This window comes from Winogradskyella sp. (assembly GCF_045105575.1).
Classification (GTDB): domain Bacteria; phylum Bacteroidota; class Bacteroidia; order Flavobacteriales; family Flavobacteriaceae; genus Winogradskyella.
On the sequence record NZ_JBGCDQ010000057.1, the window covers coordinates 1 to 26,223 of the forward strand.

The 26,223-nt window shown below is 35.7% G+C and carries 15 protein-coding genes; 3 read left to right on the forward strand and 12 right to left on the reverse strand.

Annotated elements, in window-relative coordinates; all coding sequences use genetic code 11:
• Positions 1-38 precede the first annotated feature (38 nt).
• Positions 39-1,517, forward strand: a complete 1,479-nt coding sequence (locus AB8B52_RS13275; protein WP_406028909.1) for a serine hydrolase — start codon at positions 39-41, stop codon at positions 1,515-1,517.
• Positions 1,518-1,614: 97 nt separating this feature from the next.
• On the opposite strand, the gene AB8B52_RS13280 is transcribed toward AB8B52_RS13275, so the two are convergent.
• The 8 genes from AB8B52_RS13280 to AB8B52_RS13315 all read right to left on the reverse strand — a co-directional run bounded on the left by AB8B52_RS13280 (position 1,615) and on the right by AB8B52_RS13315 (position 17,208).
• Positions 1,615-3,723 carry a gliding motility protein RemB gene (locus AB8B52_RS13280; RefSeq protein ID WP_406028911.1) on the reverse strand — a complete coding sequence of 703 codons (2,109 nt, stop codon included), beginning with the start codon at positions 3,721-3,723 and terminating at the stop codon, positions 1,615-1,617.
• Positions 3,724-3,844: 121 nt separating this feature from the next.
• Positions 3,845-4,648 (reverse strand): energy transducer TonB, encoded by an 804-nt coding sequence (locus AB8B52_RS13285; protein ID WP_406028913.1) that lies wholly within the window; start codon positions 4,646-4,648, stop codon positions 3,845-3,847.
• A 117-nt stretch (positions 4,649-4,765) separates the two neighbouring features.
• Positions 4,766-5,491 (reverse strand): energy transducer TonB, encoded by a 726-nt coding sequence (locus AB8B52_RS13290; RefSeq protein WP_406028915.1) that lies wholly within the window; start codon positions 5,489-5,491, stop codon positions 4,766-4,768.
• A gap of 65 nt (positions 5,492-5,556) precedes the next feature.
• Entirely contained in the window at positions 5,557-5,907 is a 351-nt protein-coding gene (locus AB8B52_RS13295; protein ID WP_406028917.1) for a VanZ family protein, read from the reverse strand.
• Positions 5,908-5,911: 4 nt separating this feature from the next.
• Positions 5,912-6,292, reverse strand: coding sequence for a glycine cleavage system protein GcvH (gcvH, locus tag AB8B52_RS13300; protein WP_406028919.1), 381 nt, complete (start codon positions 6,290-6,292; stop codon positions 5,912-5,914).
• A 60-nt stretch (positions 6,293-6,352) separates the two neighbouring features.
• Entirely contained in the window at positions 6,353-13,744 is a 7,392-nt protein-coding gene (sprA, locus tag AB8B52_RS13305) for a cell surface protein SprA (RefSeq protein ID WP_406028921.1), read from the reverse strand.
• Positions 13,744-14,325 carry a Holliday junction branch migration protein RuvA gene (gene ruvA, locus AB8B52_RS13310; protein ID WP_406028923.1) on the reverse strand — a complete coding sequence of 194 codons (582 nt, stop codon included), beginning with the start codon at positions 14,323-14,325 and terminating at the stop codon, positions 13,744-13,746. Before ruvA ends, sprA begins: the two co-directional genes overlap by 1 nt.
• Positions 14,326-14,925: 600 nt before the next feature.
• Positions 14,926-17,208 carry an NADP-dependent malic enzyme gene (locus tag AB8B52_RS13315; protein ID WP_406028925.1) on the reverse strand — a complete coding sequence of 761 codons (2,283 nt, stop codon included), beginning with the start codon at positions 17,206-17,208 and terminating at the stop codon, positions 14,926-14,928.
• Between the two features lie 154 nt (positions 17,209-17,362).
• Here AB8B52_RS13315 and AB8B52_RS13320 point away from each other — a divergent pair, with 154 nt between their 5' ends.
• Both AB8B52_RS13320 and AB8B52_RS13325 read left to right on the forward strand, forming a co-directional pair.
• Positions 17,363-19,729 carry a DUF5686 family protein gene (locus AB8B52_RS13320; RefSeq protein WP_406028927.1) on the forward strand — a complete coding sequence of 789 codons (2,367 nt, stop codon included), beginning with the start codon at positions 17,363-17,365 and terminating at the stop codon, positions 19,727-19,729.
• 177 nt (positions 19,730-19,906) lie between these two features.
• Positions 19,907-21,007, forward strand: coding sequence for a Fic family protein (locus AB8B52_RS13325; protein WP_406028929.1), 1,101 nt, complete (start codon positions 19,907-19,909; stop codon positions 21,005-21,007).
• Between the two features lie 54 nt (positions 21,008-21,061).
• Here the strand turns inward: AB8B52_RS13325 and queG are convergent, their stop codons facing one another.
• From queG to AB8B52_RS13345, 4 genes are all read right to left on the reverse strand, one after another.
• Positions 21,062-21,985 (reverse strand): tRNA epoxyqueuosine(34) reductase QueG, encoded by a 924-nt coding sequence (gene queG / locus AB8B52_RS13330; RefSeq protein ID WP_406028931.1) that lies wholly within the window; start codon positions 21,983-21,985, stop codon positions 21,062-21,064.
• The gene (locus AB8B52_RS13335; protein WP_406028933.1) at positions 21,985-23,322 is read right to left on the reverse strand and encodes a cytochrome P450; all 1,338 of its coding nucleotides are present in this window, start codon (positions 23,320-23,322) and stop codon (positions 21,985-21,987) included. Before AB8B52_RS13335 ends, queG begins: the two co-directional genes overlap by 1 nt.
• Positions 23,323-23,428: 106 nt before the next feature.
• The gene (gene ruvB, locus AB8B52_RS13340) at positions 23,429-24,451 is read right to left on the reverse strand and encodes a Holliday junction branch migration DNA helicase RuvB (protein ID WP_406028935.1); all 1,023 of its coding nucleotides are present in this window, start codon (positions 24,449-24,451) and stop codon (positions 23,429-23,431) included.
• A gap of 134 nt (positions 24,452-24,585) precedes the next feature.
• A partial coding sequence (locus AB8B52_RS13345) for a cbb3-type cytochrome c oxidase subunit I (RefSeq protein ID WP_406028937.1) occupies positions 24,586-26,223 on the reverse strand: 1,638 nt, incomplete at its 5' end.

A 26,223-nucleotide genomic window follows, 5' to 3' on the forward strand; every position in this document is an offset into this window, starting at 1 on the left:
GTTGCCAGTAATTTGAATAAAATATCGAAACAAGCCTAATGAAAAAAAAACTTTTAACTATAGTATTTCTTACAATATTCATTTCACTGTTTGGACAATCTAAAGACAAGCGTCTAGATGGATTGGAACAAGAAATTGTAAATTGGATGGAAAAATATAATGCTGTTGGTTTGTCTGTCGCCATAGTAGAGAATGACAAAGTTCTTTTTAACAAGGGATTTGGCTACAGAGATTTAGAAAGTAAAAAGCCAACTACTAAAAATACCATTTTTCCGATTGCCTCTTGTTCTAAAGCATTTACCGCATCTATACTAGGTATGTTAGAATCAGAAGGTAGAATCTCTCTGACTGACAGACCTGCAAGATACATACCAACTATCCAGTTTAATACAACTGAGATGAATGCTTCGATTTCAATTTCCGACCTACTTTCCCATAAAAGCGGTTTGGGAAATGTTAACGGAACGTTAGTTCTCTTTCCTGAAAACAACCGACTAAAAATGATGGAAAGGTTGAGATATATAAAGCCAGAGGGTAAGGTGAAAGAAAGCAGTATTTACAGTAATATCGCCTACACCGTGGCAGGTACAATTATTGAAGAAGTAACTAACAAAAGCTGGGAAGCTAATATTCAACATCGAATATTTGAACCGTTAGAGATGACTAGTTCTTTCACTAGTTTAGAAGACGTGTTGAAAACAGACGACTTTTCTTTTGGTTACGGTCTTTACCAAAACGAAATCAAGAAGGTGAATTTTGAGCAATATTATGACTATAAACCCGGAGGTGGCATTCGAAGTACCACAAAAGACCTTTCGAAATGGATGTTGGCATGGATAAATGATGGTCGTTACAAAGAAGTACAAGTAATACCTAAAGACTATGTAAAAAAAGCCAGAAAGTTTTACAATTCGAGAGATGGTGAAGATGAACCTAGTCTCTTTCTACAAGGTTACGGTTTGGGCTGGAGAGTTGAAGCAAGAGATGGTGAATACAGAGTGCAACATGGAGGTAATACATCTGGTTTTTCTACCCTTGTGGTCACATATCCATTCAGAAAATTTGGCATTTCGATATTGGTCAATCAAGACGATTCCATATTGCCTTACATCATTGCAGACATAGTGCAAAATAGAATATTAGGCAGGAAAAGTGTTAGTGATTATCCGATTATAGTCTCTGATATTTATCAGCCAAAGGAAATGATTGAGTCAATGAATAATGAAAAACCACCATCAAAATCATTAGCATTTTTTGAGGGAGTATACGAACATAAGGGGTACGGGAAGATTAAGATAGAGGATGATAAACTTTATGCTATTTATCCTACCTATAAATTTTTCCTGGAACATCTTCATTATGATATTTTCGTTATGAAACCTTTAGAAGATGTTTCAGATATTTTCAACCCTGAGTTTGCAGTTAACTTCCAAATGGATGAAAATGGGGAAATATCATCTTTCACAATGAATTTACAATCCGAACCAATAGAATTTATTAGAAAAGGGAATGAATAAACTACTGGCAACATACGGATATAACAAATAAAACTTCAAACGTAGTCGCTAGATTCTCATAAATCAAATCGCTTTACCATCAACTCACCTTTTCCATCTAAAAATCATTATACCAATTGAACAAATCTGTTCTGACTCCTACACTAAACCACAACGTATTAGAATCCATAGTCGTTGCTGTAATAGCCTCTGGATTAAAATCTCTATAAATGATATTGGAAAAGACTTTTAGATTTGTTGCTGGATTTAATAAGTAACTCGCCTGAACTTCGGCCATGAAACTATTGGTTTTATTGCCTTGTCCTATTTCTATACCTGTATTTCCAACACGGTCATTTTCTGTTCTATAAATATCGCCTCCGTAAGAAAAACTGTCTTCATCCGTATTAAAATCAAAACCACGTTGTCCTAGAATGAACTTCGCATCCGCAGACCAGCGTTCATAATTATACCGACCAATCAAAACCAATTCTCTAAAATTGGCTCCCCAAAGATGCGCCATGGGTTGATTAAAATGTGCATAGTTTAGAATTTGGGTATTGTGCGAATAGGTATAAGGACGCACACGGTTATACTCCGCTTGCAACAATAAATTATCGACATTAAAAGCATTAAAATATTTAGCACCTAATTGAAATCCGAATTTATTCTTCCAACTTTTTTCACCTGCTCTTACATCACCTAATGAAAATTCATCTAAAATAAATTGACCATAAAGATTCACTTTATTATTCCATTTGTATTTAGAACTCAGACCCAAAATAGCATTACCTGCTCCCTGACCAGTTTGAAACTCAATGGCTCTAAAAAAGATGACTGGATTTAAATAATTAACATCAAAACCTCTTCCGTTGGTGTCTGCCCACATGACCGATTCAAACAAACCAATATTTAGACGTTTGGAGACATTCCAACTTAAATAATGATTCGCCATATATTTAGTTAAAAAAGCATCATCTACTACCACTTCTGGTCTTGCATCTTTTAACCACATCCAAGTACTTGTGTATTTTACCTTCCAAAAGGTGGTATTCAATTTTAAAAATGGATAAGGACTGGCGACATCACTTTGAAATAATGACCGATAACCATCACCTATAAAATTTTTACCATGACCAAATTGTACATTTAAAAAATCCGCAGGAGTATATGAAAGGTAGGCTTCTGCCACTGGATAGTCATACCCATTGTCTTTAAAACGTTTTCCAATGCCTCTACCAGGTATAATTGCAGGATCTGGACCAAAAGCTTTGAGACTTTCGGCATAACGGTTAAAATAATCTGCAAAACGCCCTTGACTTTCAAAAATTGAAGTGGTAAAATTAAGACGTTTACCTAAACCAGCCTGAATAAAAATACCTCTGGTATTATTGTAAGTTGTACTAAAATCCGCTTCGCTATCTCGCCCAACTTGCAGATCTAAAATAGGATCCACGGTAAACCAATAATCCTCGCCCTGCACTTCAACTAAGTGCTCATTAAATAACTTTCTTCCAACCCAAGACTCAGTGTCTTTTGCTAAACTTTCGCGTTCTGCGTTGATGTCGTAATATCTAGCTACTTCACCATAGACAAAGGGTTTTGCTGCGGTATGGCTGTTGGTACCTATGGCGTTCATCTCGTCATCAAAACGTGCGTAATAAGAATGTGTAAACGGAATGTTTAACTCACTTGTGTATTCTAATTTTTCGTAAGGCTGTAAGGCTTCATTCACCGAATCAAACTCATTAGATAAGGTACTATTAAGACTATCCTTTTTAGTCAGTTGAACGTCTTCAGTAGACGGTTGTAATTTTTTAATGGGTTGTTCTAACGGAATGGCAATGGTAATACTATATTGTACAAAGGTTGGCTTTCCGTTATAAGTTGCTGGCTTTATTTTTGGTAGTGCATCAAAAACACGTTTGCTTTCATCCTTTAAGGCATCATAAATAGCGTCTGAATAAATGACGTTAAACTCACCCTCTTTATTAATTTCGAATAATACTTGAACATCACCTTGGTAAGACTTTTCAGCAACTATTTCTGGCACTTTAAAATTCTCATAAATAAATGTATTTAAGGTAAAGTTGAAGCACGATTTTAATTCTTCTGCAGCTATGGTATCACATTCAGTGAAAACGGGTGGTTTTTCGTAAGTGATTATATTTTGAGAATAACCAAAGGCGGTTATAAATAGAATGGCAAATAGCACAATGCGCTTCATAAAAGTCCAAATTTTAATGTGCGAAAGATACTTATTTTTTTTAGCAACCTTAAAATCTGAGTATTAAAAAACCGTTACTCTAAGAATAACGGTTTTGAATTATAACTATCCTATGATAGCACTAATTTCTAGCATCATAAACGATTGGCAAGGTATAAACAACACCAACAGGAACCTGTCGTTGTAAACCTGGCTGCATTTTTGGGATTTTGTTAATGACACGTTTTGCTTCACGTTCTAAAGCATCGTGAGGTCCTCTTATTTTTATATCGGTAACATTACCATTCTTATCTATAGTAAACTGCGTTGTAATTCTTTGTTTACCATAAATTCCATAATCCGAACCGATATCTACATTGAATTTATTACCCACTAATTTGGTGATTTTTTTAGACATGCATTTTTTACGGTCGTTGTTCGTAGTGTACTTTTCGCATCCTGGATAAATTGGAACTTGCTCTATTAGTGTGAAAGGGACAATAAGGTCTAAATCCTCTGGATCGTCCTCCTCTTTAAGACTATTTGGATCTACAGGTGCAACTTCTGGTTTCCGCTCTTCTGATGTCACAATTTCTTTCTCAATAATTTTCTTTTCATCATCGACCTCTTCATAGGTATCTATCAATTCTGTACTCCTGTCAACTTCAGGTTCTGGTTCTTTTGTTTCAGGTTGAATCACCTCAGGAATAAACGATGGAGGAATGTCAATGATTGCCAATTCATTATCCTGTAAAGGATCCATGATAATTATTTTATCTTGAAACTGCATTTCAAAAAGTGCATATGTACTCAATAAACAAAGTATCAACCCAATTTGGAAATAAAGGGTTGAGTTTTTTTGTAAATTCGCATCATGCTTGTGTGGCTTCTTTGCTTCAGTAGTGCTCTGACCAGCATTACCGAAGACTTTTTTAGAATTTTTCATAATATCTATAATTTAAATGTTAATATTATGTCAAAGTCACAATAAGCATACCAAAACGAAAATCCCGCTCAATTAATTTTGAACGGGATTTTTATATCTTAAATATGTTGGTATCTCTTAGTCTTGTACTTGGAATACAATTGGAATTGAAAAGGGCATTACCACTGGCTTACCTCTTTGTTTTCCTGGTTTCATTTTAGGTAATAATCCAATGACTCGTTTTGCTTCTTTTTCTAATCCTGGATGAGGACCACGTGCATTAACGCTTGTAATATTACCAGATTTATCTACTTTAAATGCTACAAATATTCTTTTCTTTCCTGGTGGTAAACCTAAATCGCCAGCTAAGTCCGTATTAAACTTTTTACCGATGAATTTGTTCACCTTTTCATTCATACAAGCCTTTTTAGCTGCGTTGCCTTTTTTCTTTTCACAACCTGGAAAAACGGCCACGTTTTCAATAACTGAAAATGGTACCTCAAGATCTTCTTCTACTTCGGCAACTTCTACCTCTTCCACTTCAACAATTTCTGTTTCCATTTCTGTTTCTGTAGATTCGATAACAGTTTCTTCTACTTCAACCTCATCTTCAACAACTTCTATAATTTCTGGAGCTGGTGGTGGTGGTGGTGGTGGTGGCGGAGTTACCAATTGTTCTGTAATTGGCACTTCTTCATCTAAATCATCATCTAAATTAAGTGAGTCTGCAATGACATCAATTGGATCGTACGTCTTGTAATTAATTGCCATATACGTAATACATAACATTAAGGCAAGACCAACAGCAAAGTACAATGAGCTATTGCGACTAACGTCTGATTTCGGATTCTTTTTAGGTTCCATAAAATTCGTTTTATTATAACAGTGCTAATTTAACTAAATAATAGTAAAAAAAACAAGGCTTTAGATTATTTTAATTTTATCACATTTAATTTAACAGCAATAAATGTACCACAAATAGCACCAATGGTATTTGCTATTAAATCATAAGTATCGTAAGTTCTATTAGGATTCAATAGATATTGCAGTACTTCCAATATAAAACCAAAAAGTGCTGCTGCTGCTAAAATTATAAAGGGAATATAGCGCGTTTTAAAGGGTTTAGAATAAAACACCCATAAAAAGGCTAAGCCCAAATAAGCAATAACATGATATATTTTATCGTCGAAAGATGATCCTAAACTTGGTACACCATTGAGATTAATTAAACTTGCAATAACGAGTGCCACTGTGTAACTAACAGACACCAGTAAAAGCAATTTTTTAACCACCGATTAGCGCTTTATAATCTTCCGCAGACATCAAATTTTCTATTTGTGATGCATCAGAAAATTTCATTTTAATCATCCAACCTGCGCCATAAGGATCTGTATTTACTTTTTCTGGCTCGTCTTCTAAACTTTCGTTGAATTCAATAATTTCTCCAGACAAGGGTAAAAATAAATCTGACACTGTTTTTACTGCTTCAACAGTACCAAAAACTTCTTCGGCATCTAAAGTTTCGTCTAAGGTATCCACTTCTACATAAACAATATCACCTAATTCGCTTTGAGCGAAATCTGTAATACCTATGGTAGCTGTATCGCCTTCAATTTTGATCCATTCGTGATCTTTAGTGTACTTTAATTCTGATGGTGTATTCATCTTTAATGTGATATATTGTTAATGTCACAAATGTAATTTTTTAATAGCTTCAATTCAAGCTTAATTTCCAAAATTATAACGTAGGGTAATTCCTGATCTTAAAGCGGTTTGTGGAAATGCCGTTGAAATTGCAAAATCTGAGAAGGTATAATCGAAATAGAAAATAGCTGTTAGGTTTTTATTGAAGGCATAATCCGCTGTATATTTTAAACCCCAAATTGTTTGACCTGCTGTGATTTGATTATTTTCTAAATCTAAATATCTAATAATCGTTTTATTATCTCTCACCGAAATATCTGCACGCATATTTAAATCACTCACAATAATTTGTTTTGGACCTGCGAGTTTTGAACGAATTCGTAAATCTTTAAAGCGATATCCTAAACCAAGGGTATATTCTTCTCCTTGTATTTCGGTCATTAAATTGTTATCAAAACTTAAGGATAAAGTTCGGTCTGTTCTTATCTCTGCCAGTACCTTTAATGAATTCTTGAGTTCAAAATCTAATCGGACTAAAGGACTAAATTGTTCTTCTAAATTAATATTACTAAAAAGCACCCTACTCTTAAAATTACCTGCCTGATCCACTGCATCTTGATTTCGAGGGTCGTTAGCCGGAAGATTTATAAATGGTGCCACATAATCTAAGTTTGTTCTAAATTGATTAATGGTATAACTCGATCTATATCCATGCTGCACAGAGAAACGTCTGAATGTTCTCTTAAACCATGGAATTTTCATTAAACCTGTATATTTTAATTGCCAATTTGGAATTGGAATATCTCTAAATGAACTCAGGCTAGCATTTTCTGCATTAGAACCTTGATAAGCCGATAAAAACGCTGGTATTAATACACGTTGACTATTTTTACCGAAACCTAAAGGAAATCCTTCAGCATCTTGATTAGCCACATCGTTAACATCGATACCTGCTCTTGTTGCTAGTCGTCTTGCAACTACTAATCTATTTTCTCTAAAGGCATCAAACGTTTCAGATTGATTTTCGTCACTGCTACTAAATGCGGTTCTAATTAAAGCCGTTGAAATATTAAAGTTACCGAATGTATTTGGTGTTAATGCCCTGTAATCGTTAAAGCCATCGCCATTTCCAACACCAACGTCATTTCCTTCGCCATCTAAGAAATCCTCTACCCTAAAGTTTTCGGTATAATTTTCTGCGTAGGTTCTATTACCTATTAAATCGAGTTTAAAATCACGCAATGGTTCTACGTTTACAGAATAGTCTAAACTTGTATTTTTGACTCTGGTAAACTGCTGATTAAAATCTGGGAAATTAGTTAACCAACCATTTCTAGCGGCTAAACCTCTAACATCTCCTTGTCCACCAAAGGTATAACCCACTGTAGGTCTTAATGTGCCAACAAAACCTGGTGTTGGTAAATAACCTGGTAAAAAAGTACCATTATTTTCGCTATAGGTCAGCTGCACACGCTTCACCATAGTTATCACATCAATAAACGTGTTATATGCTTTTTTACCTGCACTTAACTTGTTTGGATCTTTCGCTTCTTTACCATCAGCACTTTTTTCTGGTGTTGCAGAACGCGCTCTTGGTGTATCTCTTCTGCTTCTTCCACGGCCTCTCGGTTTTCCTTTTCTTACCAAACCTAAGGTTTTGTATAAGGTTTCCATGTTAAGTGTGGTATTGAGATTGTGCGTGTTAGAATTTTGTATGGCATGGCCTAAATCAAAACTTTGAAGCACATTTGGTGTGTCTGGATTATTATCCGCATCTATTGCAACCTCTAAGCCTTCATTTAAATCTGAGCCTTTTTGCCATTGAAACGAACCGTTATACGCATAAGTTGCTTTTAAGAAACTTAGAATCGGAATTTTATATAAAGGTAATTCGTAATTTAATTGAAGTTGCTGTGTTTGTAAGTTTGGATCTCCAAGATCAAAGAAACCATCCCAAACATCAAGTGCTGCATCTTGACGTCCATTGATACGATCATCCACAAAATAATTACGTACAATATTAGAATTCGCAGCCATAAAGTTTAAACTTAAAGCATCCGTAATATTATAGTTAATGGCATATTGTAAATCGAACGTGTAATTTCTTCTAAATAATTCTTCAATACCAATATTGTTTCCTGCTAATTCTACTTCTCTAAATTTCTGTTTACTAAATTGTCTGTTAATATCTGTATTTAGTGAAAAACTTGAAGGCAATAAATTAAGATTAAAATCCTTTAAGATTTTCCAACTTTTACCAGTGAAGAGTGAATCGTTCTTTTTAAAGGGTTCAATTTTTAGCGGTTCGAAAGCAAAATTATAGTTAGCACCTGCACGTACGGTTTGGTCTAAGGCATTTTCAATTTCAAAGTTGCGCTGTTCTACTTTATTATAACTGTAATTAAGCGTTAGGTTTTCAACATCATAAAAGCGCCGTTTAGACTCGCCTGTTTTTTGTTTTCTGACTCCGATAAAATTAACACTTTGTCGTCTGGTGTAATCTTCGGATTGTTCTCTTATGGTTTCTTCCTCTTCCGCTGTATCAGCAGCATCTAATCGTGATTCTAAGGTAAGATCATTATAAAATTGATCGAATTTAGGAGTAATTAATTCTTCACTTTGTGCATAATTAAATGGAATTTGAACTCCCCATTTTTTTGGCAGAAGTTGCCCTAGTTGTACGTTGGTTACCACATCGTATTGTTGCACATCTTCTAAACTTCGTTCATTAGGTCCTTGCTCAATGCCACCAAAACCAATAGTACTGCGTCTTCCTGTAGCACTAATATCTGCAAAATCAGCAATTTGTGCATCCATACTTGCAACGGCTGCCCAACCACCTTCATTTTCTAGATCTGACATCCTTAATTCGTTGAACCAAGCTTCGCCACATATATTTTCACCAGACATGAGTGCGTTACCATTTTTAACACCCATCATCAGTACTCTAATATCACCAAAATTTGGATTTCCTTTTACTGCGATACGTTGTTGTCTTGTACCTTGCACATTAGTATATGCTTGATTTATATCTGGTAACGGATTTTCATCAAGTACACCATCCACCACATTATAAAACGTAGCCTCTTGATTCCCTAAGGTACCAGCAGAAATTCCGAGCGCTTTAATTTTTTGTAAAAACTCTAAAGGAATATTGATTTCGTTTTGCTCTGGCCAAATTACTTGCTGTGCATCACCTTCTGCAAAATCAGATGGTAAAAGTGGCACTTCTATCTGATAATAGTTTTGCGTAAAATCATTACCCATTCTTATAAAACCGACCATTTCTCCAGGCAATAAGGTTGACCCTTCTTGCGCTTGAGCGTGCATAAACATCCGCAGCTTTTTATACTGACGCATGTCTATATTAATGTTTTTAAACACACCACGAGAATCTGCAGGCTCTAAATCACAGGCCTGCAATACTAAAGCTTGCTCATTTTGTCTAATAATCGTATTGTTATTATTCAGTTCTTCTTGCCTTACACCTGGTGGAATTTGATAACTAGGATTATCTTGGATACTAACCACACCGACACTAAAATCTGCGTTATCACTATTGTTAGTAGTATCGTTATCTAAGTCTAAAGTGTAACGTCTCCAATCGCTACGTACCAAATCTAAACTCGCTAAACGCAGTACTGTTTCTTGCGCAAAACCAGATAAAAATAAACGTGCAAAACGTACCGATCGTATATCTGAAATACCACCTACACGACGTGTTTCTTCATTAATTGGAATTCTGAACTGATACCATTTTACATCCGTTCTTACATCACCATTTGGTAAAATCACTTCAAAATTCTCCTTAATATCATTAATAAAAGGGTTGTTAGGATCTAATAAACTTGCTGGAGTCATATCAATTTCATATTCAAAATAACTATCAATGGTGTTCATTGTGTTATCTCTATTGATATCTTCAACATCTGGTTGTGTTGTCGAACCTCTGTTGGTATCTGTAAACAAGTCTGGCGTATTTCCTTCTACACCGTTATATTTTTTGTAACGCTGAGAAATATCACCATCTGTATTTAAGTAAAATGTATAATTATCATTTGCAGGATCTTCTAACCCAGCAAAATTGGCATAGATTGCTGATAGTTCAGGATCGTCTGGAAATGTTGGTATTTCCTCACTATCGTCATAACCATCTAAACCTACATCTTGAAATGCGCGCTCTGCACCAGTAGTGCCAAACGTGTAAATTAAAGATTGATTTTGCGGCACCACAGTACCGAAAGAGGTTGGTGTTAATCCGGAAATATCACCATCTTCTGGTAATCCATTTTCGTATTGTTTTTGACCATCTTTTATAACATCTTCCGACACATTACCGAGATTGATATAAAATTTTCCTCCAACATTGGTTGGATCATCTAAAAACGGATCTTGTATCCAAAATTCTATAAATTCTACATTGGCTTGCTCAAAATCAGTAGAGGTGATTTGACGCGTAATTCCAGCCCAACTACTTCTTGGATTATCCATAACATTATCAGCAGCGGTTGGATCGAAATTATAAGGACCACGTTCGGTAGGATAATACGCTAAATCGAGTGTGTTGATAACCGACGTTTGTCCTTGTACAATATCTTGATTAAAAATTTCCTCAATAAAAATTCGTCTCGTAGATAATAAGGATACATCATCATCTGTAATACCATCTGGTCGTTGGTTACTATAAAATATAGGATCTACAGTGTACCAATTTAAAAGTGCCCTTCCATAGCCATTTTGTACTCCTGTAGCATCACTACCAGGAACCGTTGCTGGTAAACTACTTGGGCGACTCGATAAGGTCCAAGATAATGGACTTAATAAATCAATAGCACCTTGTGTTCCTTCAAAATCATCTATATATGCAGTGGCTTCGCCATTAAAATCTGCTCCGTTTGGTGCACCTGGCAACAAATAAGCAAATTCACCTCGTAATGAAAGATTGGACGGCACATCGGTATCTATATTTGGTAATTTATTCACCATTCGCGTTAAAAACGGAACTTCCGTAGAGTAGTTTCCGTTAAAGCCAAAGATGGTATTATTAATAGGTTCTGTATTAAAGTTGGCTTTTTGTGTAATAGGACGTTCGTTAAGATTTAATAGTGTCGCACCTAAAACAAAATTTTCATCGAATTGATGTTCAACATTTATACCTGTAAAACGTCTGGTTTGCTGACCAAAAACAGCATTGTTTTCTACAGATACGTTAATTGGTGTGTTTGAGGCATTTAAAGCTTCATCTAAAATTTCTACACGTCCTAATTGATAATTTACCGTATAATCGACACCTTCTACCAATTGTCTTCCACCAGCAGTCACTCTAACCGAACCTCTTGGTACGTTAAACGCGCCAATAGGAATACCTCCACCTCCACCACTACTTTTAAAACGTCCTTTTATTTGAAATTTATCCTTTTCGGCTTCATCTAACGCTTGTGTTTTGGTTGATTTATAAAGTAAATCGTAAACATATTTTTCTTGATTTGGGTTATCGTAAACGTCTAAATCGTATTGTGCATCATTATTTGCGGCACCATCAGTATCTAAAACATCAAATAAATAACGTCCAAAAGGTTCAGCCTTAGTAAAAATAATTTTTCCATTTTGGGATAATACGGTTACGCCTTCGGCATAATCAAAGAAACCATCACCTCCTTCTTGCGGATCGTTATTAAAATTTAAGCGGTCTAAATGAAATAATCGTATTAAAGCTGTTTCCCTAATGTCCGTATCATCATCAGGAGTTGTCGTATTATTATCAAACGTTGGAAATGTGGTGCCTTCCACTGGTGTAATAAAGTTTAATGGAGACGCTTCGGTATAGAAAATGTTCAATCTAAAATCTTCTTGACTGAGCTGAAATGCTCCAGTATCGTAGATGTTTTTCATCATTAAACCCCAAATCGGCTGTTCTACCGCAGTTACAGCACTTTTTAACATTTTAAGTACTAAACTTTGGTTGTCTATAACTTGATTTCCAGCATTATTTTCACCAACAACCGTAGCATCTACACCATCATTAGCAAATTCACCTACTTGAAATACTTGTCCGCCAATAGTATATTGAAAGGCAACGGCTAAAACTTCATCATTCAGTAAACGCTGGTTTAAAGAAATATAACCCAATTGCGTGTTTAAAACATATTCTTGTCCTTCAGTTAATTTTCTTGCAGATTCTAACTTTCCATAATCAAATCCTTCATTCACATTAACAAGAACACCTCCTTCGATGTTGGTAATATTCCTAACAGCTTCCGTTAATAATGATCCAGGACCTCCAATGTTGTTTGGGTCAAAATTATTGTTTTTATTATTTGGTTTTGCATTTGGGCTATTCACAAAGTTGGCAGGAAAAGGATCTAATCCGATATTTTCTATAGTCGATTCTCCTAAATCTTGGAAGGCAACAATGTTTCTAACGTTCTCTGTCTGGTTATTTCTATTGGTTACCCAAACTTCTGCTCTTGTAATTTGAAGTCCTTGGTTGTCTATAAATGGATATTGCAATAAAGCTTTATCATACGTTTCTCTAAAATATTGTGCTAAGAAAAAGTGTCTGTTTTCATCATAGTCTCTTGCAAAAAACTCAAATTCTTCAACAGTGCCACCTCCTTCTGCTACTACAGATTTAGATTGTGATTGCTGCTCGGAAAATACAGCAGTTACCCTGGTTTTACCAAACTGCAATTCTGTTTTTACACCAAAAAGACTTTGCGCTCCAGTAATTAAAGAACTATTTAATGGCATATTAACGTTACCGACTTCAATTTTTCTGATGATATCGTCTTCGGTTGGTGTGTATTCTAATTTTACAATTTGTTGAAAATCGAAGGTCGCTTCTGTATCATAATTTGCGGTGACCTGAAGTCTCGTTCCGACTTTACCCAATAAACTTAAACTAATTCTTTGATCAAAATCGAAGGTGAAGTTCGTCCTATTTCTTGGAGAAAACGCCGGATTATCTTGTCTGGAAAATAACACTCCTAAATCAACTTCAACCGAACCTTGAGGTACGACGTTAATAGTATTGCCACCAAAAATACTTTCGAACAAACCTGAGTTGACATAAAATTCTGGCAATAAATTTCGCTGATCTTCTTCAGAACCTTCTTTTTGGCCTGCTTGTGCATCAGCCATTTTTTTGTAGTAGGCCTTTAATTTTTCTTGTAATACCAGTTTTTGAAATTCATCTGGTGTCAAAATTAAAGGATAATTGATATTAAAATTTCCTATTTTTTCTGTGTAGATGTAGCGATCTAAGATAGGATCATAGGTGTATTTTGAAACAATACTATTTGGGTTTGGCATGTTCAACTTGCCCAAAGCAAAGGACGTGCTTGTAGAATCTTGCTCTGTTTCTGGTTCCGTTTCTTGCGCAGAAACTAAGCCACCTATTAGCATCACAACAGCTAATACGCAATAAAATCTAAAAGAAAAACTTTGATTATTGTTAGTTGTACTCAATTGCATTATAAATTTTTTAGAGCTTCTTTAATTATTTGCTCTACAAAGGCATCTGGTTGAGATTGTAAAATTTTATCCACCACTTTTTCGGATTGTTTTTTGTTAAATCCTAAAACGTCTAAAGCAGATAACGCTTCATCTTTGTGTGTATTGTTTGGCATTAGAGAAAGTTCGTCTATACCATAAACTTTTAACACTTTATCCTTTAAATCTATAATAACACGTTGGGCTGTTTTTATTCCGATTCCCTTTACACTCTGAATTAATGCCACATCACCTGAGGCGATACCTTCTTTTACTTGGCTTGGTGTTAAGGACGATAACATGGTACGCGCTGTATTGGCACCAATACCACTTACTGAAATTAATAATTTAAAAATTTCGCGCTCAGTTTTAGATGAAAAGCCATATAAACTTTGAGAATCTTCTCTTACTTGGAGATAGGTGTAAAGTTTTAGATGTTCTTTATCCGGAATTTCAGAAAATGTATGTAATGATATGTTGATAAAATATCCGACACCATTACAGTCTATAACCACTTCCGTCGGATTTTTTTCTACAAGTTTGCCCTCTATGTGTGTAATCATTTATAGTAAAATGTTAAGAAAAACCAAATGTAATAAAATTATTTACATTAGATATGATGCGACACAGCCTTATATAGGGATTCTTTTTTTTGAGATGGATTGAAGGTCACTGATGCGACTATCGCTCTCAATCGCTTATTTGCTTTAAAATGGATTTTACGGAGATGCTCGGAGAAGAAAAAATGACGCTGACGAAGCTCTGAGATCAGTAGTTTGCACCAGTCGGTAAGACTGGTAGCTTTAGTAAAGTTTTATCGCTATGAATAAAGCACTTGCTATTAGATTCACAAAAGAATAACACAGAGATACGCAGAGATTGCTGCAGAGATTCACGAAGTAAAAAATAACCCTGAAATCTAACGATACTGTCAACTTTTGATACGCTATACTGTGAACACCGAAAAATTCTCGCTAAGGAGCTAAATCGCAACGCAGACAATGAAGCCCTAAGGAACTGAACGCTGAACTCTAAACCTTTGAACACAAAAAAATCTCGCAAAGACGCTAAGATGCAAAGGTATATAACGTAGGAGCAGGGAATTCCGAACGCTGAACTCCGAACTCCTAACTCCTAACTCCTAACTCCTAACTCTAAAACTACTACTTCTGCTGTTTTTTCTCTCGTTCTTGGGCATCCACAACGGCAACTGCGGTCATATTTACAATTTCATCTACGCTTGCATCTAACTGTAAGATGTGAACAGGTTTGCGCATTCCCATCATAATAGGTCCAATCGACTCTGCTCCATTCAGTTCTTTTAATAATTTATAGGTGATGTTTGCTGAATCTAAATTCGGAAAAATAAGCGTGTTTACTTTACGACCAGCTAATTTTGAAAATGGAAAAATATCTTGAAGCATTTTAGAGTTTAAAGCAAAATCAGTTTGCAATTCACCATCAACCACCATTTCTGGATAAACTTTATGTAAATAAGATACAGCTTCTCGTACTTTTTCTGCTCTTGGATTTTCTGATGATCCAAAGTTAGAATACGAAATCATAGCTGTAACAGGTTCGATACCAAACATTTTAGTAACTCTTCCTGTCATTCTTGCAATTTTAGCCAAATCTTTAGCTGTAGGATCAATATTTATAGAAGTATCACTCAAAAACATAGGTCCACGTTGCGTCATCATTACATTGGTTGCTGCAACTCTGGTGATACCATCTGCCATTCCTATTAACTCTAGCATTGGTTTTACAACAGATGGATAGTTGCGAGAATAGCCTGTAATAAGGGCATCTGCATCGCCAACATTAACCATCATAGCTGCAAAGTAGTTACGCTCGCGCATTTTTTTTTCAGCAGAATATAGGGTGACTCCTTGACGCTTACGTTTTTCCCAATATACAGATGCATAACGATTTTTTCGTTCGGTTTCTTCATCTGATTTTGGATCTATAATAGGCACATCAGCATCGAACTCAATCTCTTCCATTAAGGCTATAATGGTTTCTTTTCGTCCTAACAAAATTGGCTGTGCTATTCCTTCTTCATATACAATTTGGGCTGCCTTAAGCACATCGAGCTGATCGGCTTCTGCAAAAACCACACGTTTAGGATTTGTTTTTGCTCTTCCTAAAAGCATACGCACCAACTTATTATCTGAACCTAAACGTTCTAATAATGAATTTCTATATCTATCCCAATCTTCAATAGGCTCTTTAGCCACTCCACTTTCCATGGCTGCTTTTGCCACTGCAGGAGGCACTTCTGCAATTAATCTTGGATCAAATGGTTTTGGAATAATATAATCTCTACCAAAAGTCAATCGGGTTTCAGCATAAGCGATATTCACCTGTTCTGGTACAGGTTCTTTTGCTAAGTCTGACAAGGCTTTAACGGCAGCCATCTTCATGGCTTCATTAATTTTTGTCGCTCTGACATCTAGTGCTCCTCTAAAAATAAAGGGAAATCCAAGGACATTATTCACTTGGTTAGGATGGTCACTACGACCCGTTGCCATAATAATATCTTCTCTTGTATCAATGGCTAGCTGGTAATTAATTTCTGGCACAGGATTCGCCATAGCAAACACAATCGGATTTGCCGACATGGATAAGAGCATCTCTGGTGTTACAATATCTGGCTGCGATAAACCAACAAATACATCGGCATTTTTCATCGCGTCATCTAGAGTATCTAATTCTAAATGTGTGGCAAACTCAGCTTTTTCTGGTGTTAAATTGGTACGGTTATTTCTAATGACTCCTTTACTATCGAGCATTACAATATTTTCGCGCTTTGCACCAAAGGCTTGGTACAAACGTGTACAAGAAATGGCTGCTGCTCCTGCTCCACTGACAACGATTCTGACATCTTTAATATTTTTTTCAGCTAATTCTAGAGCATTCAAAAGTGCTGCTGCTGATATGATTGCTGTACCATGCTGATCGTCGTGCATCACAGGAATATCTAATTCTTCCTTTAAACGACGTTCTATTTCAAAAGCTTCAGGAGCTTTAATGTCTTCCAAATTAATGCCTCCAAAGGTGGGAGCAATATTTTTTACTGTGGCAATAAACTCTTCAATATTTTCTGTACCAACTTCAATATCAAACACGTCAATATCCGCAAAGATTTTAAACAATAAGCCTTTGCCTTCCATAACGGGTTTTGATGCTTCTGGTCCAATATTTCCTAAACCTAAAACCGCAGTTCCATTAGAAATAACAGCCACTAAATTTCCTTTGGCTGTGTATTTATAGACGTTATCAATATCCTTTGCAATTTCTAAGCAAGGCTCTGCAACACCTGGAGAATATGCTAAAGAAAGATCGCGCTGCGATGCATATTTTTTGGTAGGCACCACTTTTATTTTACCTGGTGTAGGTTTTGCGTGATATAATAAGGCTTCAATACGTTTACTTCTTTTAGTCATAAATTAAATGGTTTAGATACTTTCTTCGAGCTTTAAATAATTCTAAAGCCGATTAAATATAAGCTACAAAGATAAGGATAGATTTTTGGTATTAATCCTCTCAATTTTTAAAAAATAATCGTTTCTTCGTTCTAACGTGAATTAAATTCTTACCATGAGAATCCTCCTTTTAGTATTGTTGTTTTTTTTGAACTTGAAGTCTTTTGCGCAAAGCACTAAAAAATTAACACTCGTTGATGCAACAACTCAAAAAGTCATTCCCTTTGCTAATGTTGTTTTTAATGGTAAAGCTTACAAAGGTACTTCAACGGATATTGATGGTGTGTTTTATGTAGCAGCTACCATTAAAACCATCACTATTAGTTATGTAGGTTATGAAACAAAAACGGTGAACCTCATTGACGTAACAGATCAAATTATAACACTCCAACAAAAAGTTAGTACGCTCGAAGAAGTTGTTATTAGCAGCTCTGAAAATCCTGCACATCGCATTATTGAAAACGTTATTGCCAATAGAGATCTCAATAATCCTAAAAATTTAGGCTCCTACACTTATATTTCTTACGACAAAATCATTGTAGATATTAAGGATCGTAAACCTGTAACAAACTCTGTCGATGCTGGCCAAAATCTTTTTAAGGATGCACACTTTTTTATAACAGAAACGGTCGCTAAACATAAATATTTAAAACCAAGATTTACGGAAGATAGTGTTATTGCAAGGCGCACCTCTGGTTTAAAAAATCCGAATTTTGCTATTTTAGCGAATACCTTTCAACCGTTTTCCTTTTACAGCGAACATATTGAACTTTTTGCAACGCCTTATCTCAATCCTATTTCTAAAGGAAGTACTAAGAAATATAAATTCAGATTAAAAGATGAGTATCTCGTAGGAACGGATACTGTTTTTGTCATTTCATTTGAACCAAAAGCCAACCGAAATTTTGAAGGCCTAACAGGTTTACTTTACATTAACTCTAACCAATATGCCGTGGAAAGTGTGGATGCTAAAACCTATAATTCTGGAAAAATTGATGTCACCATTCAACAGAAATACAAATTTGTAAATAATCAATACTGGTTTCCTGAGCAGTTAAATTTTGAGATTATTGTTGGCGAAGGTGCGGACGCTTTTAAATATGTTGGTAAAAGTTATCTTTCTGAAATAAAACCAAATACCGCTCTAACAAAAAAAGACTTTCCTTTTGTATCGCTTACATTACCTGAATCTGTAGGAGGAAAAGATTCAAAATACTGGGATAATTATAGAAAAGAGGTTTTAAATACACAAGAACTGCGCACCTATACACTCATAGACAGTATCGGAGAAGACGTCGATTTTGATAGATTTTTAAAATTTCCTCAAAAATTCTTTGAGGGTCGATTTCCGTTGAAATATGTGGATGTTGATTTACGCAATGTCATTCGTTTTAATAAACATGAAAATGTAAGACTAGGTGCTGGTTTTTTAACCAATGACGACCTTCTTAAAAATGTATCTTTAGGTGCTTTTGCAGGTTATGGCTTTAGAGATGGCGCTTGGAAATATGGTGGATCGTTAGACATCGATGTCCCAGGAAAAAAAGATGTTTCATTTCATTTGAATTACGAAAATAGTATTAGAGAAGTTGGCACGTATGCTGGTAATAACATTAGAAATCCTTTTGTAGCGCGAAATATTATTGCGAGTCAAATGGATGCTATTGAAGCTTTAAATGTGCGTACCGACATGAAACTCTTAAGAAATATGAATTGGTCTTTGGGTTTTAACACAGCTGAAGTGACTCCGCTCTATAACTATGAATTTATCAATAACAATAGTGCTGTGAGACGTTATACAAATTCTGAAGTCAACTTTGGTATTGGTTACCACGTGAACGAAAAACTTATAAATTCTTTTGGCGCAACGACGAGACTAGCCAATGACACTCCTATTTTTAATCTGGTTTACTCGAGAGGTTTAGAAGACGCTTTTAATTCTGATTTTAGTTATAATAAACTCCGCTTCACCTTAGATCATAGTTTTATCAGTAAAGGTTTGGGCAAAACCGGCTATAGACTCGATTTAGGGTATATAGACACCGCCTTACCTTATGGTTTGCTCTTTACAGGAGAAGGGACTTTAGACCGACAAATTCCTTTTGTAGTACCGCATTACTTTCAAACCGTAACGCCTTACGAGTTTTTATCAGATCGCTATGCGCATCTTTTTATATCGCACAATTTTGGGAGATTATTTAATAACAAAGGTTCCTTTCAACCTGATATATTGTGGCATAATAATTTTGGTATTGGTAGTTTAGAACATCCAGCTAGCCATCAGTTCATTACATTTGAAACTAAAGAGGCCTTGTTTTTAGAAACCGGATTAGAACTTCAGAATCTTATAAAGCTACCGTTTGAAAATTTTGGATATGCTGGTTTTGGTTTGGGCGCATTTTACCGCTATGGCTATCATAGTTTTGAGAATACTGAAGATAACTTTGCAGTTAAATTTTCTTTTGGGTTTAGTTTTAGGTAGGTTATCAATCCTTAAAAAACCCAATATTCCTTTCCAACACTGAAAACTTCGTCCGTTTTACAGGAGATTTCTGAAAGACTTTTCTAAAGAAATAATTAATATTGAGCCGAATAAAATTACTAATCGGCTCATTTTTTTATTATATTTGAGCCGCATTAAAGTTTTAATCGGCTCAGCATGTATAATTGGCAACTAAAAGATTGGCCACAATTTAAATATGATAACACTCAGTTAGAAGAGCGGCTTTATACGTTTGCTGAAAAATCTGGTCGTATACGTGGTGCTTTAAAAGCGATATCTCAACAAGACCAGCTACAAGCTACCATAGATATTTTAGTTACCGAAGCCCTAAAGACGTCGGAAATTGAAGGAGACTATTTAAGTCGTGAAGATGTTATGTCTTCCATTAAAAATAATCTAGGATTTCCAGTAGACAAAAAAATTAAAGATCAAAATGCCAAGGGTATGGCTAACCTTATTACGGATGTTCAAAACACTTATAGTGATCGTCTTACAGAACCTAAACTTTTTGATTGGCATAAAATGATATTCCCTGAAACTAAAGGCATAACTGTTGGTCAATGGAGAACCCATGAAGAACCCATGCAAGTCGTTTCTGGTAGAATAGATCAACCCACTGTGCATTTCGAAGCACCTCCATCTCAGCAAGTGCCTTTTGAAATGACCCATTTTATAAAGTGGTTTAACGCTACTGCGCCAAAGTCGACGAAGGCTATTATTCATGCTCCGATTCGTTCGGCAATTTCTCATCTTTATTTTGAAACCATTCATCCCTTTGAAGATGGAAACGGTCGTATTGGAAGAGCTATTGCCGAAAAAGCAATATCCCAAACCGTTGGTTATCCAGTACTTTTAAGTCTTTCTGCAGCAATCGATGCTAAGCGAAACCATTATTATGACGCTTTAAAAGAAGCACAACGCAGTAATGAAATTACACCGTGGTTAAACTATTTTATCGATATTATATTAAATGCTCAAGATGCGTCGGAAGCATTGATTGACTTTACTTTAAAGAAAACCAAACTCTTTGACCGTTACCTAAATCAATTAAACGCGAGACAACTAAAAGCGATTAAACGCATGCTTCGGGAAGGATCAAAAGGGTTTGAAGGAGGCATGACCGCTAAAAAATATATGAGAATTACGCAAACATCCAAACCAACAGCTACAAGAGATTTACAGAAATTATTAAGTCTGGGTGTTTTTAAAGTTGATGGAGATGGAAGAAGCACGTCTTATCAGCTTGTTTTAGGTTGATTTTTAATATGAATTGATACCTACAAGGTTTTGAAAACTTTGAAGGATAAGGCTTCACTTCAAAAACTTAATATTCCGCTCTAACCCAGAAAACTTAGTTCGTTTTACTGCCGATTTTTGAAAAACCTTTCTAAAAGTATCTTCCGTAATTTCTTCCCAATCCTTCTTTGACATATCCAATAATTCAGGGTGTGGATTGAATAAGGGTTCCTTATGTGATTTTGAAAATCGATTCCAAGGACAAACATCCTGGCAGATATCGCAACCAAACATCCAATCGTCAAATTTTCCTTTAAATTCTGTTGGAATGTTTTCTTTAAGTTCTATCGTAAAGTAGGAAATACACTTACTACCATCTACCACATAAGGTTCTGTAATCGCTTCCGTTGGGCAAGCGTCGATACATTTTGTACACGTGCCACAATGATCTGTTACTGGTGTATCGTAATCGAGTTCTAAATCTATGATTAATTCGGCTATAAAATAAAAAGAACCCACTTGTTGGGTTAATAAATTAGAATGTTTCCCTATCCAACCTAAACCCGATTTTGCAGCCCAAGCTTTATCTAAAACTGGAGCAGAATCCACAAAAGCACGTCCACCGACCTCTCCGATTTCATCTTGAATATGGTGCAATAACGTTTTTAATTTATCTTTTATCACAAAATGATAATCAGTGCCGTAAGCGTATTTCGATAGTTTATAGCTATTAGCCGTTTGCTCTTGGCTTGGATAATAATTCAATAATAAGGAGACCACACTTTTTGATCCTTCTACCAATAATGTTGGGTCTAAACGTTTATCGAAATGATTTTCCATATAACGCATCTCACCATTCATATTTTTATTAAGCCAAGTTTCTAATCTTGGTGCCTCTTCTTCTAAAAAGCCAGCTTTACTAATACCACAAGACAAAAAACCGAGACGTTTGGCTTCGGCTTTTATAATAGCGCTGTATTTAGAAGTGTTGTTTGGCATTATGCTCTTCTTTCAAACTTTAAAATGGCGTTTTTTGGCTTTAGCGTAATAAGTGGTGTAATGTCTATGTCTTTAAATTCAGGATGAATTTTATAGTTTGAAACCAATTCTGATACTGCAATAATCATTTCGAACATGGCGAAATTATTTCCGATGCATTTCCGTGGGCCAGCACCAAATGGAAAATATTGCGACGAAAATTTTCGACTGCCTTCATTAAACCGTTCTGGCAAAAATTCAGTTGGCCGTTCCCACAGTTTTGGGTGCCGATGCATTTCGTACACTGAAAATAGTAAGTTAGATTTTGCTTCAAAATGCAAACCCTTAAAATCATCTGGCTCTATATTTAAACGATCTATAAAATAGGCTGGTGGATACAGTCGCATCGCTTCCTCTAAAACTTGCTGGCAGATTTTAGATTTGGTGACCAAATCCATTAAATCCTCACTTTCTTGTTTTAATACCAAACGTTCTGCATATATTTTTTCTTGCCATTCTGGATGCAAGGCTAGTAACTGTGAAGTAAAAGTGAGTGCGTTTGATGTAGTTTCATGGCCTGCTGTAAAAAGGATTAAAATTTCGTCGATAAGCTGTTCTTCCTCCATCGCATTGCCATCGTCGTAACGCGCATCTAGAAGCATGTCTAACAAATCTCCATGGTTAACGTTTGAAGCTCTGCGCTCGTTTACCATGCCTTTTAAAATTTGTCTGGCTTCGCGTGTTAGTTCGAGATGTTTTTCAATTTCACCACTGATGTTAAACCACCAACCTAAATACGGTTGACGTAACTCTCTCACCAACATCTTTTGGGCTTGCTCTGTAATATACTGCAACCGATTAATATCATCTTGATTTGCTGCACTGCTAAACAAGGATTTCACAACCGTTTGAAATGCCAAATCGTTTAAAATAGGAAATATATCTATTGGAGCATTTGGTGTGATGTTTTCATATTCTAAAACAATCGCATTTTTAATGCTTTGCAAAAGATTCTCAAGTTGTTTTTTATGAAACGCAGGCTGAATCAGTTTGCGTTGTTTTTTCCAATGATCGCCCTCTGAAGTCAACAAACCTTTACCAACGTATTTCACTAAATCTTCGGTCTGAATTTTAGATTTTGTATAGTTGCGCTGATTTTTCTGAAGTACATATTCTGCAAAGGCAGCATCTCTCACAAAAATAACACTGTTTTTAAGCCCTAGTTTTAATCTAAAAATATCTCCTTGTTCTTCAAAATTTTGATGATGAAATGGGAGCGGATTTTTTAAAATGTCTAGTGAATGTTTTATAAATCGACTTAAAGGAACGGTTGGTATGTTTTGTTTTGGGTTCAACATTTTATAATTGTGTCTATATTTGGAGCTTCACTTTAGTTTAAATTTAATCTATAAAGTACCTTTTAGCGCATGAGTTACTCGCATTTAAAAAGGTTAGGTTAAACTTCTAAAACAAGCCTCCTTGTGTTGGTCCTTTAATTTTCCCTAAATGCTTATAAGCTTGTTCTGTGACTTCGCGTCCACGTGGTGTGCGCATAATAAAGCCTTGTTGAATGAGAAATGGCTCATAGACTTCTTCAATGGTTTCCGTACTTTCGCTCACTGCTGTGGCAATGGTACTAATACCAACTGGACCACCTTTAAACTTATCGATGATGGTCATTAATATTTTATTATCCATTTCATCTAAACCATAGGCATCTACATTCAGTGCTTTTAGTGAAAATCTAGCTATCTCAATATCAATTTTACCATTGCCTTTTATTTGTGCGAAATCTCGAACACGTCTTAATAAGGCATTAGCAATACGTGGTGTTCCTCTACTTCTGCCAGCAATTTCTATTGCCGCTTCCATAGTAATCGGCATATTTAATATAGATGCACTTCGCTGTACAATTGTGGTTAGTAATTCTGTTTTATAGTATTGTAAGCGACTACTGATACCGAAACGTGCACGCATTGGTGCTGTTAGCAATCCAGACCTTGTAGTGGCACCAACTAGTGTGAATGGATTTAAATTAATTTGAACGGTTCTGGCATTAGGACCAGATTCAATCATGATATCAATTTTATAATCTTCCATTGCAGAATAGAGATACTCTTCTACAATTGGACTCAAACGATGGATTTCGTCTATAAACAAAACATCGCGTTCTTCGAGATTGGTCAATAGTCCTGCTAAATCCCCTGGTTTATCTAAAACAGGACCTGAAGTTACTTTAATACCAACTTCCAACTCATTTGATAAGATGTGTGCTAGTGTTGTTTTACCTAGTCCTGGAGGTCCATGAAATAGGGTATGATCTAAAGCTTCTTCTCTTAACTTCGCCGCCTGAACAAATACCAATAGATTTTCTAAAACTTGGTCTTGACCCGTAAAATCTTCAAAGGTTAAGGGTCTTAACTTTTTTTCGACATCTAGCTCTTCAGGACTAAAATTATCGTTGGATGGATCTAAGTTTTCGTTCATAATACTAGCCGCAGCGACCCTAAGGTTTTTGGTTTATTCTTTAATACTCAAATATAACGAAAAAGCCTTTCTGAAAACAGAAAGGCTTTAATATTGTGAGTCTCTTTAACGAGATTCTAAATTTATTTTTGACGCTAATGTTGCAATTCTTCTTCGCCTTCTTTCATTGGTACATTTTGCGGAACAAAATCTTCATCATGTCCTGGCTTACTGTAATCGTAAGACCATCTGTAAACTGTTGGTAATGCACCTGGCCAGTTTCCGTGAAGGTGCTCAACAGGAGCCGTCCACTCTAGTGTATTCGATCTCCAAGGATTCTGTACCGACTTCTTACCGTAAAAAATACTCACGATAAAGTTGTATAAGAACACTAACTGAACGAGTCCACCTACTAATGCAAACATTGTAATTACCACATTGGCATTCGTAGTATCGTCAAATAAAGGGAAATTAGAATTCGTGTAATATCGTCTTGGTAAACCAGCCATACCTATGAAGTGCATTGGGAAAAACACACCGTAAGCTGCAATAGCTGTCACCCAGAAATGTAAATAGCCTAAGTTTTTATTCATCATGCGACCATACATTCTTGGGAACCAATGATACACACCAGCAAATACACCATACAATGCCGATATACCCATTACCAAGTGGAAATGCGCCACTACGAAGTACGTATCGTGAACATTAATATCTAAGGCACTATCACCAAGAATAATACCTGTAAGTCCACCAGTTATAAATGTTGAAACTAATCCGATAGAAAATAGCATGGCAGGATTCATTTGCAGATTCCCTTTCCATAGCGTGGTGATATAATTAAAGGCTTTCACCGCAGATGGAATTGCTATCAATAAGGTTGTAAATGTAAATACAGAACCTAAAAATGGATTCATACCTGATATAAACATGTGGTGACCCCAAACAATGGTTGATAAAAAGGCAATTGCTAATATCGAAGCTACCATGGCACGGTATCCAAAAATTGGTTTACGTGAATTGGTTGCAATAATTTCTGAAGTAATACCTAATGCAGGTAATAATACAATATAAACTTCAGGGTGACCTAAAAACCAAAATAAGTGCTCAAATAATACTGGCGACCCACCTTGATAATGCAATACTTCACCTTGAATGAAAATGTCTGATAAAAAGAATGATGTTCCAAAACTTCTATCCATTATCAATAATAAAGCTGCAGATAATAATACTGGGAAAGAAATAACACCAATTACAGCTGTGATAAAAAATGTCCAAATTGTTAGAGGAAGTCTTGTCATAGACATTCCTTTTGTTCGTAAGTTAATTACAGTAACAATATAGTTAAGTGAACCAAGTAAAGAAGAAGCAATAAATATAGCCATAGATACTAACCATAATGTCATACCCATGCCTGAACCACCTTGAGCTAATGGTAATGCACTTAATGGAGGGTAAATAGTCCATCCAGCTGCTGCAGGTCCAGCTTCAACAAATAAAGAAATAACCATGATTACACTAGATAGAAAAAATAACCAATATGAAACCATATTTAAGAATCCCGATGCCATATCACGTGCACCAATCTGTAATGGAATTAATAAGTTACTAAACGTACCACTTAAACCGGCAGTTAATACAAAAAATACCATGATGGTCCCATGAATAGTCACCAATGCCAAATAAATATCTGCATCCATAACTCCGTCAGGAGCCCATTTCCCTAATAATGCCTCAAATAACACATTCGGTTCTTCTGGCCATGCAATTTGCATACGGAACATGATTGACAT

Bases quoted from the DNA above. Each gene is read 5' to 3' on its own strand.
- AB8B52_RS13275 (WP_406028909.1), top strand. From the start codon at position 39: ATGAAAAAAAAACTTTTAACTATAGTATTTCTTACAATATTCATTTCA.
- AB8B52_RS13280 (WP_406028911.1), bottom strand. From the start codon at position 3,723: ATGAAGCGCATTGTGCTATTTGCCATTCTATTTATAACCGCCTTTGGT.
- AB8B52_RS13285 (WP_406028913.1), bottom strand. From the start codon at position 4,648: ATGAAAAATTCTAAAAAAGTCTTCGGTAATGCTGGTCAGAGCACTACT.
- AB8B52_RS13290 (WP_406028915.1), bottom strand. From the start codon at position 5,491: ATGGAACCTAAAAAGAATCCGAAATCAGACGTTAGTCGCAATAGCTCA.
- gcvH (WP_406028919.1), bottom strand. From the start codon at position 6,292: ATGAATACACCATCAGAATTAAAGTACACTAAAGATCACGAATGGATC.
- sprA (WP_406028921.1), bottom strand. From the start codon at position 13,744: ATGCAATTGAGTACAACTAACAATAATCAAAGTTTTTCTTTTAGATTT.
- ruvA (WP_406028923.1), bottom strand. From the start codon at position 14,325: ATGATTACACACATAGAGGGCAAACTTGTAGAAAAAAATCCGACGGAA.
- AB8B52_RS13315 (WP_406028925.1), bottom strand. From the start codon at position 17,208: ATGACTAAAAGAAGTAAACGTATTGAAGCCTTATTATATCACGCAAAA.
- AB8B52_RS13320 (WP_406028927.1), top strand. From the start codon at position 17,363: ATGAGAATCCTCCTTTTAGTATTGTTGTTTTTTTTGAACTTGAAGTCT.
- AB8B52_RS13325 (WP_406028929.1), top strand. From the start codon at position 19,907: ATGTATAATTGGCAACTAAAAGATTGGCCACAATTTAAATATGATAAC.
- queG (WP_406028931.1), bottom strand. From the start codon at position 21,985: ATGCCAAACAACACTTCTAAATACAGCGCTATTATAAAAGCCGAAGCC.
- AB8B52_RS13335 (WP_406028933.1), bottom strand. From the start codon at position 23,322: ATGTTGAACCCAAAACAAAACATACCAACCGTTCCTTTAAGTCGATTT.
- ruvB (WP_406028935.1), bottom strand. From the start codon at position 24,451: ATGAACGAAAACTTAGATCCATCCAACGATAATTTTAGTCCTGAAGAG.